Raw genomic sequence first — 14,166 nt, forward strand, 5'->3', positions numbered from 1 at the left:
CCAAGTTAACTTTTCCTGCAAGAAATTCAACAGGCAGTTTGCATCTTGGTTGTTCCGGCAGACTGCCCGCAGCCCGGCGTTTGAAGGAGCGGCGTGGAAAAACGCTCGCCCGAGAGCAAGGGCGCCGATCGGACGCGGCTCATGCGGGGCCATTGACGTTGTGGCTGCGGATCGTTATCTTCTTTCGCGAAAATTCACCCGCATGATCCGGCAGATTGTCTCAGCCAGGACGGATGACGGCAAGCAGAGTTGTGATCACCAGGTCGCCGGGTCGCCGTGACTCATTCCCTATCACGTGCCTGTTGCCATGAACCTTCCTCACCACAAGGTGCTTTCCCATGCCGAACAAGTACCTAGCCTTTGATTTGGGGGCGGAAAGCGGTCGCGCGATTTTGGGGACACTGGCCGGCGACCACATTTCACTCACGGAAATCCACCGTTTCGAAAACTCTCCCATCATGCAGGCAGGCCATCTCCGCTGGCAGGCCGGCGGGCTGATGAGCGAATTGCAACAGGGCCTCACGCGCGCCGCGCAGCAGGGCCACCGGGACATTGCCGCGATCGGCATCGACACGTGGGGCGTTGATTTTGGCCTGTTGGATCGCAACGATCGGTTGCTCGAAGATCCGGTGGCCTATCGCGATGCCCGCACCAACGGCATGGTCGAACGCGGCTTCGAGCTGATTCCGGCGGCCGAGCTGTATGCCCTCACCGGCATTCAAATCATGCCGATCAACACGCTTTATCAATTGCTGAGTCTGGTCGAAGCAAAAGCTGCGGTGTTGCAAGCGGCTGAGAGCTTGCTTTTCGTGCCGGATCTCTTCAACTTCATGCTCACCGGAGCGAAAGCCGCGGAATACAGCATCGCCTCGACGTCGCAATTGCTCCACGCCAAAACCAAAGTCTGGGCCGGTGAAATTTTTGCCAAGCTCAACCTTCCGCTGCGCCTCATGCCTCCCATCATCATGCCCGGAACGAAACTGGGAAAACTGCTGCCGCCGGTCGCCACGGCGACGGGACTGCGAACGGCGGAGGTGATCGCCTGCGGCGGGCATGACACGGCGTGCGCGGTGGCCGCCATTCCGGCGCGCGCGGCCAACTGGGCCTACATCAGCTCGGGCACGTGGTCGCTGGTGGGAGTTGAACGCGATGAACCGATTGTCGACGAGCGTGGCCGCAACTACAACTTCACCAACGAAGGCGGGCTGAACAACAAAATCCGCTTTCTGCGCAACACCATGGGACTCTGGCTGTTGCAGCGCTGCCGCAAAGACTGGGCAGCAGCAGGCGAGGCGCATGAATACGCCGAGTTGATCGCGCTGGCCGAGCGTGCGCCGGCGTTTCACGCGATCATCGATCCGGACGCGCCCGTCTTCATCAATCCGGACAACATGCCGCAGGCGATTTCAGACTTCTGCCGGCAGACGCAGCAAACCCCGCCCGCATCCAAAGGCGCTTGCGTCCGCACGATTCTGGAAAGCCTGGCCTTCCGATACCGCTTCATCATCGCCAGAATCAACGCCGTCAGCGCGGAACCGGTGGAGGTCATTCACCTGGTCGGCGGCGGCTCGCAAAACGAGTTGCTCAACCAATTCACAGCGAACGCCACCGGCCTGCCGGTGATTGCCGGTCCGGTCGAGACCACCGCGCTCGGCAATGTCATCAGCCAGGCAATTTCATGCGGCGAGATCGCGAACTTCGACGAAGGCCGCACGCTGGTGCGGAATTCGTTTCCGCTCAAGGAATATCTGCCGCGCGAGGTCGATCGCTGGAGCGAGGTTTATCAAAAAATCAAGCCGCTGCTGCGCTGAAGCGGCCAGCCCGCCCTGCTCGCACCGCTGGCAGAGCTGCCGCGCAGTTGCAGCGTGCCGAGGGAAGCAGTGGTTTTGTCGGACGGCGATAAATGATCCGGGCAGGCGCAGTGGCCTGCGCGAAACAATGCTCTTCACCAATCTCTGCGTTATAAGACTGAAGGAGGAAATTGATGCGCAAAAGTTCCTGTCTGCTGATGCTGGCCGCTGCCACGGCGCTGCTGTCCTCATGCAGCCAAGCCGGCAAGGGAAAAATCACCCTGGCTGTGATTCCCAAAGGCACGACCCACAGCTTCTGGCAATCCGTGCATGCCGGCGCCGTCAAGGCCGGGCGCGAGCTTGGCGTTGAAATCGTTTGGGTCGGGCCGGAACGTGAAGATGCGCGGCAGCAGCAGATCAGCATCGTTGACAATCAAGTCATCAATCAAGTCAGCGGCATCATTCTCGCGCCGCTGGATGACGTGGCGCTGCGCCGCCCCGCCAAGGCCGCGGCGGACAAAAACATTCCGGTGGTGATTTTTGATTCTGATCTGCAGGATGCCCAGGACTTCACGGTCAGCTTCGTGGCAACCGACAACTACGCCGGCGGGCAGCTTGCGGGAAGGAATCTCGGCGAGATGCTGGGAGGGCAGGGCAAGGTCATCATGCTGCGCTATGCCGAAGGCTCGGCCAGCACCGAAAAGCGCGAGGCCGGCTTTCTGGATGCCATTGCCGCATTTCCCGGGATCACGGTGGTGAGCGCGGATCAATATGCCGGGCCCACCGCCACATCGGGACAACAAGCGAGTGAGAATCTGCTTCTGCGTTTCAAAGATGCACAGGGCAAACTCACGGTGGACGGTATCTTCACGCCGAACGAGTCTTCCACGTTCGGCATGTTGCAGGCCCTGCGCCGCAATCGTTTGACAGGCACGGTGCGTTTCATCGGCTTCGATGCCAGCGCGCCGCTGGTGGAAGCCCTGGCCAACGAGGAGATCAACGGCTTGGTGGTGCAGAATCCGTTTAACATGGGTTATCTCAGCGTCAAAACCATGTTCGATCATCTCCACGGCCGGCCGGTTGAAAAGCGCATCGACACCGGCGTGGCATTCGTCAGCCGCGCGAACATGAACGCGCCGGAGATGCAGCAGTTGATCAAGCCGGATTTGAGCCAATGGTTGAACTAGCTCCGTCCTCTGTGCCGGCTGCGGCAGTGCGCCTGGCGATGCGCGGCATCCACAAGCGCTTCGGCGCAACCGTGGCCCTGGCGCAGGTGGATTTCGAAGTGCGTGCCGGTGAAGTGCATGCGTTGGTGGGCGAAAATGGCGCCGGCAAAAGCACGCTGATGAAAATCCTGTCCGGCGCGCTGCAGCCCGAAGCCGGCAGCATGTTGCTGGCAGGCCGGCCATATCAACCGCGCAGTCCGCTGCAAGCCCGCCGGCAGGGCGTGGGCATGATCTATCAGGAATTGTCGCTGGCGCCGCATTTGACCGTCGCCGAAAACCTCCTGCTCGGCATGGAGCCCGCCACGTTCGGCTTCATCAAACGGCGCGAAGTGCGCGAGCGCGCGCGGACCGCCTTGCAGCATTTTGACCATCCTGAAATCAAGCCCGAGGCACGTGTGCGGGAACTATCGCCCGGTGCGCGGCAACTCGTCGAAATCGCCCGCGCGCTGGCAATGGGATGCACCGTGCTCGTCTTTGATGAACCCACCAGCAGCCTTTCGCAAAGAGACATTCAAAGCCTGTTTCGCATCATTCGCGACCTCAAGCGCAAAGGCCTCGCCATCATCTACATTTCCCATTTTCTCGAGGAAGTCGAGGAGATTGCCGACCGGTTGACGGTGCTGCGCGACGGCCGGGTGGCGGGCACGCGCGACACCGCCGAGGTCACGCCTGATGAGATCGTGGCCATGATGGTGGGCCGCACGGTGCACGAGTTGTATCCGCGCTCGCCACGGCAGCGCGGTGAGCTGGTCTTGGAGGTCAAGCATCTCAGCGGCGTGGCAAAGCCGAAAGACGCCAGCCTCACGCTCTATCGCGGCGAGGTGCTGGGGCTGTGCGGACTGGTGGGCGCAGGGCGCACGGAATTATTGCGCGTCCTGTTCGGCCTGGAGGCCGTGCGCAGCGGTGAGATCAAGATTGGGGTTTATGCGGGTCCGGCCTCGCCGCTCACCCGCTGGCAGCAAGGCGTGGGACTGCTCAGCGAAGATCGCAAAGAAGAAGGCCTCGCACTCAACCTTTCGCTGGCCGACAATGTCACGCTTTCGCAGCTTGCGGGCCTGGGTCCGTGGGGATTGATTCTGCCCAAGCAGCAAGCCGCCGCCGCGAACAAATGGATTGCCGCAATGGGCATTCGCTGCCGCGAGGCGCAACAAAGAGTCTCGGACCTTTCCGGCGGCAATCAACAAAAAGTGGCGCTCAGCCGCTTGCTGCACCACGACGTTGACATTCTCTTGCTGGACGAACCCACGCGCGGCATCGATGTGGCCGCCAAAGCCAAGATCTATGAAGTCATCGATCACCTGGTTTCAGCGAGTCATCCCCAGCCTAAGGCCGTGCTCATGGTCAGCAGCTACCTGCCGGAGCTGCGCGGGATTTGCGATCGCGTGGCAGTGATGGCACGCGGCAAACTCAGCGCGCCGCGCCCCGTCGCGGAAGTCGATGAACACCAATTGCTGCTGGCAGCCACCGGACAATCAGACTGGAATTGAGGTGACAACTGTGCACGCGATGAAGTCGGCAACGCCGCCCGGCGCAACGAGCAAATGGCACTTCTTCGACAAATTCGGCCCGCTGGTGGCGCTGGTGGTGGTTTATGTCTTTTTTGCCATTCTGAATGACAAGATCACCAGCTTGAGCGCGGTGGAAACCATGGTGCAGCAAACCGTGATCGTGGGCGTGGCCGCGATCGGCATGACGCTGGTGATCATTTCCGCCGGCATCGATCTCTCCGGCGGTTCCCTCATCGCGTTCAGCTCAGTGGTCATCGCGCATTTGATGGTCGCGTACGGCATGCGTCCGGGCGTGGCTGCACTCGCCGGGATTGCGGCGGGCACGCTATGCGGCTGGTGCAACGGGATGTTGATCACGCGCCTCAGGCTGGTGCCGTTCATTGTCACGCTCGGCACGTTGCTCATCGTGCGCGGCTTTGCCAAGGGCATCGCGAACAGCATGCAAATCAACGCCGGGCAAAGCTGGCTGAGCAATCTTCTGGCGGTGCTGCCGCCCGAACGCAAATGGCTGCTCGTGCCGCCCGGCGCCTGGCTCATGATCGTGTTGGCGCTTGTCGCCGCGGCCTTGCTGCGCTACACCAAACTCGGCCGGCATATTTTTGCGATCGGCTCGAATGAACGCACCGCGCAACTGTGCGGCATTGCCGTCGATCGCGTCAAAGTGACCGTCTATGCCATTGCCGGCGCCTGCGCGGGCTTGTCGGGTTTGATGTTGATGTCGTATCAGGAGCAGGGCGATCCCACGGCTGCCGTGGGTTTGGAGTTGGACATCATCGCGGCGGTGGTGATCGGCGGCGGCAGCCTTTCCGGCGGCGAGGGTTCGATTGCGGGCAGCTTGATCGGCGCGATCATCATGACCATCATTCGCACCGGTTGCCAGTTGAATGGCTGGGCGCCGTGGATTACGCAAGCTGTCACCGGTTGCGTTATCGTGATTGCAGTCGCGGTGGATCGCCTGCGGCACCGCGCGGCGAATTGAGGCTGCGCTGCTTGGTGAATTGCGGTGAAAAGAATTGTCGGCGTGCAAACTGCATCCCATCAACCCCACCATCAAAAAAACCGTGGAGACGCGGAGAAAAGCCGTAAAGCGCTCAAAGTTGGAATAGAATTCTAAAAGTTCATGGCAGAATAATTTGCCGACAGAACGATGCAAACTTGTTTTGCCGATAAATCATCCTGCCAAAGTTTTTGCGGCGATGCTCGATCAATTCGAAGCATTTCGGTGGGAAAATTCTATCGCCGATGGTCACCGCAGACACCGAGTTTCGCCAAACAGTTATTTACTGCTTCGCGGAAGATTTGATTTGCAGTTTGTCTACAAATCAGGGTGGAACGTGCAGTGGAATTCTGTTGCACCGACAACCAACTCCCAAGGGGCGAAATGTAGCAGCGAAGGGCAACGCCCTGGAAAAGCCGTATTCAGGAGAAATCTCCAAGCCCCGGCGGGGCGCCATAAAGCCAGGCCAGGAATGCCACCCCTGCAGGGCTAGGCGCGAGAGATTCTATCGGTTTCCAGGGCGCTGCCCGTGGGCGATTCCATACGACCTCGTTGGGGTCAAGCTGGCCTTCTATCACGATGAGAGTATGCAAGCCACAAGGCGCGCAAAGTCAGAATAGAATTCCGAAAGATTCCCGACCACTAAGCAACCGCTTGCACCGCGCAGAGCGCGGTGTTTTGAAATCAAGAGAGTCCTTCTCCGCGTTCTCCCCGTCCTGGCGGTGAGCTTCTGAGGTGTATGGCAAGGGCGTGTGCCCCAGTCTTCACAGGATCTCACGGGATGACAACTGAATGACAGCGGTGGTGAATACCTCGTGCAAGACAAAAGTGTTGGAATTGGGCTTATTGCTGCCAGGAGGGCATCAGATTTCAGCTTGTCTGAAATCTGGCGTAGGCTTTTATGCAAAGAAATAACTCCACGTGCTCCGCGACTCAGCGGTGAGTTACGCTTTTTCTTTCATTCCAGTTTGAGGCGTTTTGTTCCTTCCCGGCCTCACTGTTTGATCTCGGCCAGCAAATCGAAGCGCAGGCCGCTGGCACCTTCGCCGCGACCGGTCTGCTTGCGTGCGCCCAGCCAGGTGAAGACTCTGCCGCCGAGCCAGCGCGTGCGCTGATAGGCCTGGCTCACCACTGCGCCGGCGCGCGGCACTTCCTCCTCGTGCACGAAGTAGGCACGCGGCAAGCCATGGCGCAGCAGGGTGGTGCGCGGCCGCACTTTTTCCGCTTTCGGCGGATTCGGATCGCCGGGAAGGAATCGCGGCAAGGCGGCGCGCTGCAATTGAATCTCCCGCACGCTGCCCTCGACATGCACCGGGATGAAGGGAATCCAGTGCTCGGGCACCGTGTTCATCACCTGATAACGGATCGGCGCTGCCGGCGGATTCGGCGGAGCCGGCGGCGGGCCGGCCAGTTGCTCCAACCATTGCCGCAGCTCGCGTGCTGCTTCGCTGCCGGGCTTGGGCGCGCCCGAAGGCAGCGCAATGCGACGCTCGATGCCCCACACCATATTCGCCATCTCATCACGAATGAAAGCGACTTCCTCGAGCGCTGGCCCCTCCTGCACCTTCGGCACGGTCGGCAGCAAAACCAGTCGCGCCGGCGCCGGTGGCTGCTCAGCAGTTGCAGGCGTGAGCGTGAACATGCCCCACTTTTGCCAATCGGTCGCCGGTTGCTCGAGCACCGGCTCGATCCAAAAACGCTCGCCAAACACATTGGTCAGCGCAATGCCCTTGACCTCACTCACCGTTCCGAGCGGAACAGTGTAGGGCAGGACGAACCAGTCATTCGCATAGACCAAACCAAACTCGAGTAACAGCAGCTTGCCGAGATCAGTGGTGTCCGGCCGCACCTCGCCGAAATTGGTTTGCCGGTCTTCAAACGCCCACCAGCGCGTGTTGGGCATGCCCTCGAACATGACGGCAGTGGGAATAAACGTGTGCACTTCGCGGCGGGGTGGCTGCGGCGCTGCCGGCGGGTCGCCGAGCGATGGCTCAGCGGGCCGGCGCTCGAGCGCATACCAATCAAGATTGCCCTGGTAATACTCCTCGGCGCGCATGACCAGCTCAGCCTCGCCTTGTGGTGCGGCGCAACCGAATTGATATTCAAGGCGGCTGGGCTGCCAAGCGGTGTCTGCGTTCTGCTCCGGTTGCATGATCAGGCCGGCGAACCAGTCTTGCAACCGCTCCGCCAGCGCCACGAGTTTGGACTCGTCAGCCGGATTCGCGCCGATGCCGTCATAAACGCTGTGCGCCGGATCGACGAGATATTCGAGCAAAGCGATGCCATCCATGGCTCGTTCTGCGGCAGCGCCGGCCTGTTGCCAAGCCTCGAGGTGAGCGCACACCGCCGCGTCCGCCTTTTGCGCAGGATCAGGAACCAACACAGCATAGGCCGTGCGATAGGCAGCGCGATAGTCGGCGGAAAGACCGCCAGGTTTGGCGGCCTCGCGCGCCAGCAATTTCAGCCAGCGCCGCCCCACTGCCAAACGCAGATCGAGCGAAAGATATTGCGTACCGGCGCGCAACGGAACCGGCCGGCGTTCCACCACGGCCTCGAGCGGTTCCTCGGGTTTGAGATCCTCCACCGCCGCCGCACCGGCTTGAAAACGATTGAGACTCGCGATTTCCACACAGACGCGCGCCAGCACCGGCGAACCCGCATCGTCTCCTTGAAATTCGCCCATTTGCCATTGCCGCGAGAGCAGCCACAGCGCATCACGCACCTCGGCGCGCAGGGCGCGGTCGAAATCGTGCGTGCGCGGCCGGCCTTCGAGCCGGTTCCATCGCGTGGCAGCAGGATGCAGCCGCGCCACCACCGCCTCTGCCATGTTTGGTACAATGTAGGGCAAACCCATAGTCGTTCACTCCTTCGGCCGCTCGGCGTAGAGCTGCACATTACGCAGCAGATTGTTCGAAATCGAAATCTCCGGAAACGTGTAGGCGGACATCGTTGCCGGCAGAAACCAACTGTAGGCGGTGTTGTCGAGGTGCACCGGCTCGAGCGCGCGGCGCTTGGCAGCATCCAGCGTATCGTTCACCGCGGCGAGCAATTCCTCCCAGGACCAGGCACCATCACGCACCGCCGGCAGCACGAGCAGCCACGATTGCGGCGGCTCGCAATTGGGACGGTCGTAATGAAACGCAATGCCGGTGGTCTGGTCGGGTGCGGGAATCACCTCGGTCCATTCATCCACCAGCAGGCCGGCGACCGGTTTGGTTTTGTCGAACGGCTCAGCGAAATGCGCGGTATACAGCAGCCGGTCGCTGTTAATCTGGTGGCTTTCCGGGAATTCCAGCGCCAGCCAGGGCTCACCGGATTGAAACGGCAATTGCAGCGGCGTGAGTTCGGCGGCGGGCGCGGCAGTCAGCGCTTCGCCAAGCAGCACGGCATTCTCCCAGTGGCGCAACTTGTCACGCACGCGGGCAACGCCATGCAGCCAGTCATCCACCGGAAAGTCGCGGTCGCCGGTGTCGGTGAGATGCCGCGTCAAATCGCCCGAGGTGCTGTGCTGCCAGGCATTCGCCAACTCCTCGGCAGTCGCTTCCGGCAGCGTGATTTGGGGCACCATTTGGAAATCCTCTCCCAACAGGATTTTGCCCGCCTCTTGCAGCAATTTTACGCGCGATTCAGAGGCAGCAGCCGCGTCATGCTGCACCAACAGCGCCTCCACCAGTGCCAGGCGCTGCAGCGTGTCTTCTTTCAAACTGGACACCGCGTCGCGTAATTGCGCGCGAAACCGGGTGATCTCTCCTTCCTCGCTGGAAAAGTCCAGAGCCTCCGGATCGAAATCAGTAAGTGGCAACACGGCCCGGGCATCGCCCAGCAACACGGTGAGCGTGGCGCGCGGCCGATCCACGAGTTGCTGCAAATCGTCCCGCTTCGCAACGAAGGCCAGGCGGAGATTGTCCAGCGCGGCACGATAGTTAATCGAATCCGGTGAGGGGCTGGTGAGCAAGGTTTTGAGAATGATTTCGAGGGCTTGCAGCCGGGTGACCCGTTCGCTCTCGGTCAATGCCGCGGCCTGGGCATCATACTCGGCGAGCGCCGCGTCGAAGCGCGCCAACCGCGCGTTCCACGCCTCGACCCGCGCGGAGATTTTCGCGGCCAACGCACTGTAGGCACCGGCGCGCCATTCGAACACAAAACCGGTGCCGGTCTGCGGCAGGCGATACGCAGTGAAGCGCGCCACCGTGGCGGCAAATTGAGTCAGCACGTCATCGATGGACACGGCAGCGTTTTGCAGCGCTGCCGCGAGGTTGTCGAGCGCGGGCAGCAGTTGATTGCGCAGATCGTCGCGGCGGTCGGCCACGCGCGCCCGTGGCAGAGAGACCGCGGCTTGTTGCTCCCGAGTCGCATCGTTGGCGCGCATCAAATCCGCAGGTTGCAGCGGTCGCGAAGCCGTCAGCAGCGGCCGCAGGCTGCGCAGCAATGCCTGCAATTCGAACCAGGTGACATTGCCGTTCACGCGTTCGGTATGGCGGAGGCGGATTTCACGATCGTGGCGCGGCGCATGATGCGCGTGCAAGTAGCGGAGTATCTGATCATCCAGGTCGCCGAGCGCCTGGTCCCTGCCGGCTTCGAGGCGATAAACCAGATCGATCGGCTGCAGCGCGAGTTGCTCCTGGGTGATGAAGACAGTTTGCTCGCTGTTGCCGGCGCGATCGGTGAAAGTGACTTGACAGCCCACCAGCGCGGGAGACGGCAGCCGGTCTGCCAGCCAGGCATTGACCGCAGGCTCGGCCGCGGCCAGCGGCGTCAACGCGATCGCAGGCAGCGGGTTCGCCGGCGGTACAGGTGAGAAATGAATCGCGGTGCGCAGCGTCAAGGCGATGCCGCTGCGTGGCGTGCGGATCACTTCCGGTTCGGGGGGATAATTGCCCCGCGCAAATGCCTCGAGCGTGCCGGCGGAGCGCTCGTAATTGCCGAGCACGGCCTGATGCACGCCCTCCGCGAGCACGAGATCAGCCACCGCGTCGTTGATGTCCCGAATATGCGCCAACGCCGCGGTGAGTGCCGCTTCTTGCTCCGCAGCACGGCGCGGCAACGAGGTCACTCCGAAGGGATAGATGAATGCCGCCGTGCGTTCGGCGTGTTCCACCAGCTTCCGGCCGTCCACGACATTCATCGCTGCGATCGACTCGTGGGCCTCGCCGGTCTCCGTGTTGGTTTTGGCAATTTGATTCGCCGCCAGCGGAAAGGCGCGGCGCATATGATAGATCAAATCGCGCACCTGCAGCGGGCCGTGGTCATGCACGTGGCGTTCGAATTGATAGCCGAGCAGCGCGCCCAGCGACTGGCCGTTGCGCATGCCTTCCAGAATGCCGAGCGCCAGCCGCACGCGCCGCGAGGAGAGATTGACCGCGAGGCGGCCGTCATTGGCGAGATAGCCGTTGCGCAACACCGCAGCCGTGGTCGCGTGATTGAGCGAAGGCGCGTGGATCAGGCCGAGGTTGGTGTTGTCGCGCACCAACGGCAGGGAGTCGCGCCGGTTCACCAGCTCGTCCAGTTCCTGCGGCAGCGTCACCGGCGTCAACACTTTGTTCTCCGGCCGCAGAGGTTCGAGCCAGCCGAATGCGCCCAGAAAAATTCCGGAAGGCCCACGGCCGGCAACCGGTGCGCGCATGCTCTCGAGCTGCCAGGTGAGCAGTCCGGTTTTCCATGCGTCCAGCCGGAAGCTGCAGCAATCAAGATGCTCCGCGAAAATGCGCTCCAGGCGTGCGGTCGGCACGCCGGCCAGCCGTTCGAGTGCCTCGATTTGCTCGCGCAGGTCCGGATCGACCGTCTTGAGATTACGCGCGATGTAGTCGCCCAACAACACCTTGGGATCGCGCGTCACGCGTTCATCCGGCCGGAAGAGCAGGTCGTAACGGCTTTCGCTGGCTTCCGCCCTTTCGCTGATATGGACAAACGCCGGCTCGCGCAGCATGCTTTGCAGATCTTGCGCCTCGCGGAGCGGTCCAATCAGCGCCTTCAACCTGACGCCGGTTTCGTGAAAACTCAGTTGCAGCGCGTGGCGCAGCAGCAAATACAGCAGGGCCGTGGGTTTCTTGTTGTCGTCGAATCCCTTCTCCTGCTGAATCGCCTCGATCCCCGCGCGCGCAGCCTCGACCAACCATTCGAGGTAATTTTTGTCACCGGCATATTTGCGGATGCCCGCAGTTTCCGAGAGCGGCCGGTCGTCAATCACCGGTCCGGTGAGTGGTGTCTGGCGGGCTTTGAAAACTTGGTTGAGGAGATCAGGCACTTCTTCTCCGGCATAGCCGAAGCTGCGCAGCAACGTGAGCGGCAGAATCGCGGGAAACAGGCCGAGGAAATTGAGCGCGATAGAATAGTTCAAAAAAGCGAGCTCGTAGAACTTGTGGGCGACGCTCTCGGCCTGCAGAGGATAATACTCGACCGAGGCCGGATGCAGCCCGAGCACGTCCAGCAGGATTTGGTGCGGATCACCGCCCGGTTTGCCGACGTAGCTGAGCTGCGCGGCGAGCGGTTTCCAATCATCGTCGATGCGTTTGAGGATTTGGTAGAGCTGCCCGGGAAATCCCGCGCCGGCGCGCGAGGCAAACCAGTTGATGCTGTCGAATGCCGTTACCGGCAGAATGCCGTAAGGTTGGTTTCCAATCCGCAACGCGGGTAGCGGTCCCCGGCCGCTGACGTAGCGCGTGAAAAACGAACGTGTGGCGGCGATGTCCGGCGCGGAAAACACAGGGGCGAGCAGTGTTTTCATCAGGTAGCCGAGCGTGCCGGGCCACAGCGCGATTTGCATCGCGCGCGCCTCGCTTTGATCCCGGCCGCCGGCATGGGGAATCTGTTGCACCAACTCGTGACGCACGCCCAACAAGTCCGCGAGCCACTGGCCGTCGCGGCGGAGCATTGGATCGTCTGCGAGCGCATACGCCGGAGTGCGCCGGAAAAAGAGATCAAACGTCGCATCGGGGTCATCGCGGAAAGAATATCCCGAACCGGTCTGCTCGGTGTTGTTGGTGGGTGTGCCCTGGGGAATGATTTCCAAGCCGGTGCGGCTAAAGAGATGATGCTCGAGCAATTTTTCGAGATGGTGGGTTGCCTGTTCCGGAGAATCACCCAGGCGCACGCCGAGCACGATGACCCGCTCAAAACCCTCGCGCGCCTGGTCGGCATTGAGGTTGATCCGGAATGCCATTCCCGCCGCAAGCGCCTGCTCGAAGTCGAACATCCAGGCCAGTGGTTCTGGAATTTGAAGCGTGTCGTCGACGGGTTTGAGCTGCTCTTCCGGCGGCGCATTGGGATCAGGGCCGGCGATCAACGGCGTGCGAATCACGTTGCCAATCACGGTCAGCGGGGTGCCGGTGCGGCCATAGCCGACCAGCACGAAGCGCTCGGGCAAGAGATCGACCTGCGGTGCGCGCGACCACGAAGTGCGGCGGGTCGCCATGCTGTCCAATGCCTCCATTTGTAGCACCGCGACCTTCACTTGCACTTGCTGGCGCGTGCGCGGCGCTGCAGGCGCATCGCTGAAGTTGAACGGCCGGTAGTTCTGCGCAATGTCGCGGGCCTGGTCAGCGCCGAGCGCGAGTGCAAGCTGGGTGAATGCCTGCTGCTGCGCGGCGAGATCATCGCCAGCCTGCCACATCGCACGCCAGTAGTCGCTTGCCGGCGCAGGTAACGGCCCAGAGGCAATGATGATCAGGAGAATGCCGGTGGCATCGTCCTTCTCCGGTTTGTCGCCGGGATTCAGCGGCTGGTAATGCCGCACGATCCAGCCGGCGCGGCCGGAGCCATGCGCGGCGACGAGTTCCCGCCACGCCGCGCGCTCCAATGCCTCCTCCCCGCCGGAACGCCACACTGCTGCCCAAAAAATCCGGCCATTCTGCGCCTCCTGCTCGGTGAGCGAATCTTCGAAGGAATCGACCAGGCAAGTGTCGGGATAGACGCGCACCCAAAGTTGCGGCTGCCCGCGCACGCCGGTTTTGAAGCGCGTCTCCAAGCGCAGCGGAAAAAGCAGAATCGGATGGAGGTCAGGCCATTGCCGGAGATTCTCGCGTGGATCCGTGAAGACTTCGAAGGCCTTGAGCGATTCGGTTTCGCGGCTGCGCAATCCCGCCAGCTCTTTTTCGAGGCGCGCGGCGCCGGCGCGCGCTTGCTGCAGCGCAATTTCCAAGCGGGTGCGTTCTTCGCTGGGTCCGGCGGCTGCGCTGCGCATGAACTCTGCGAGTGCGCGTTCGCGTTGCCGCACGGCTTCGCGGGCGAGCAAGGTTTGGTTCCGCAGTTCGGTCAGTCTGCCGCGCAGCTCAGCCAGCGCGCTGCGGCGTTGTTCGAATTCAGCCATGGGTTGGTTGTGCCTTCATAAAATGCCAGCAAGTGTGGGGTGATTCTCTTCTTTGTCAGACTGTTCCCGGTTGGCAGTGTGAAAACGGGTCGAACCACACGAAGCCTATTTCGCCCCCGCCAGGCATGTTTCAATCGCAATCCTGCTATTTTGCCTGAACGAAATCAAAATGCCGATTGGCCTCGATGTACCACTTCTTTTGGAATGCCTTTGTTTTGGGTTGATCACCGAAACCCAAGCCCCGCGGGGTGAAATGTGATAGCGAAGGGCAACGCCCTGGATTGAACAGCCCTCACTTTCGCTCTCCAGCCCCGACGGGGCGGTATGAACCCGCCGGGTG

The 14,166-nt window shown here is 61.6% G+C and carries 6 protein-coding genes; 4 read left to right on the top strand and 2 right to left on the bottom strand.

Going from position 1 to position 14,166, the window contains the following annotated elements:
• The first annotated feature begins 338 nt into the window (after positions 1 to 338).
• The 4 genes from L6R21_21755 to L6R21_21770 all read left to right on the top strand — a co-directional run bounded on the left by L6R21_21755 (position 339) and on the right by L6R21_21770 (position 5,503).
• Positions 339 to 1,811 (top strand): rhamnulokinase, encoded by a 1,473-nt coding sequence (locus tag L6R21_21755; GenBank protein MCK6561833.1) that lies wholly within the window; start codon positions 339 to 341, stop codon positions 1,809 to 1,811.
• A gap of 173 nt (positions 1,812 to 1,984) precedes the next feature.
• Positions 1,985 to 2,977 (top strand): substrate-binding domain-containing protein, encoded by a 993-nt coding sequence (locus L6R21_21760; protein ID MCK6561834.1) that lies wholly within the window; start codon positions 1,985 to 1,987, stop codon positions 2,975 to 2,977.
• Entirely contained in the window at positions 2,965 to 4,503 is a 1,539-nt protein-coding gene (locus L6R21_21765; GenBank protein ID MCK6561835.1) for a sugar ABC transporter ATP-binding protein, read from the top strand. The genes L6R21_21760 and L6R21_21765 overlap by 13 nt, the downstream gene beginning before the upstream one ends.
• Before the next feature lies 1 nt (position 4,504).
• Positions 4,505 to 5,503, top strand: a complete 999-nt coding sequence (locus L6R21_21770; GenBank protein MCK6561836.1) for an ABC transporter permease — start codon at positions 4,505 to 4,507, stop codon at positions 5,501 to 5,503.
• Positions 5,504 to 6,515: 1,012 nt separating this feature from the next.
• Here L6R21_21770 and L6R21_21775 read toward each other — a convergent pair.
• Both L6R21_21775 and L6R21_21780 read right to left on the bottom strand, forming a co-directional pair.
• Positions 6,516 to 8,375: a hypothetical protein gene (locus tag L6R21_21775; GenBank protein ID MCK6561837.1), complete on the bottom strand. Its 1,860-nt coding sequence runs from the start codon at positions 8,373 to 8,375 to the stop codon at positions 6,516 to 6,518.
• A 6-nt stretch (positions 8,376 to 8,381) separates the two neighbouring features.
• Positions 8,382 to 13,826 (bottom strand): hypothetical protein, encoded by a 5,445-nt coding sequence (locus tag L6R21_21780; protein MCK6561838.1) that lies wholly within the window; start codon positions 13,824 to 13,826, stop codon positions 8,382 to 8,384.
• Positions 13,827 to 14,166 lie beyond the last annotated feature (340 nt).

Source organism: bacterium (genome assembly GCA_023150945.1).
In the GTDB taxonomy this organism is placed as follows: Bacteria; Zhuqueibacterota; Zhuqueibacteria; order Zhuqueibacterales; family Zhuqueibacteraceae; genus Coneutiohabitans.

Bases quoted from the DNA above. Each gene is read 5' to 3' on its own strand.
- L6R21_21755 (MCK6561833.1), top strand. From the start codon at position 339: ATGCCGAACAAGTACCTAGCCTTTGATTTGGGGGCGGAAAGCGGTCGC.
- L6R21_21760 (MCK6561834.1), top strand. From the start codon at position 1,985: ATGCGCAAAAGTTCCTGTCTGCTGATGCTGGCCGCTGCCACGGCGCTG.
- L6R21_21775 (MCK6561837.1), bottom strand. From the start codon at position 8,375: ATGGGTTTGCCCTACATTGTACCAAACATGGCAGAGGCGGTGGTGGCG.
- L6R21_21765 (MCK6561835.1), top strand. From the start codon at position 2,965: ATGGTTGAACTAGCTCCGTCCTCTGTGCCGGCTGCGGCAGTGCGCCTG.
- L6R21_21780 (MCK6561838.1), bottom strand. From the start codon at position 13,826: ATGGCTGAATTCGAACAACGCCGCAGCGCGCTGGCTGAGCTGCGCGGC.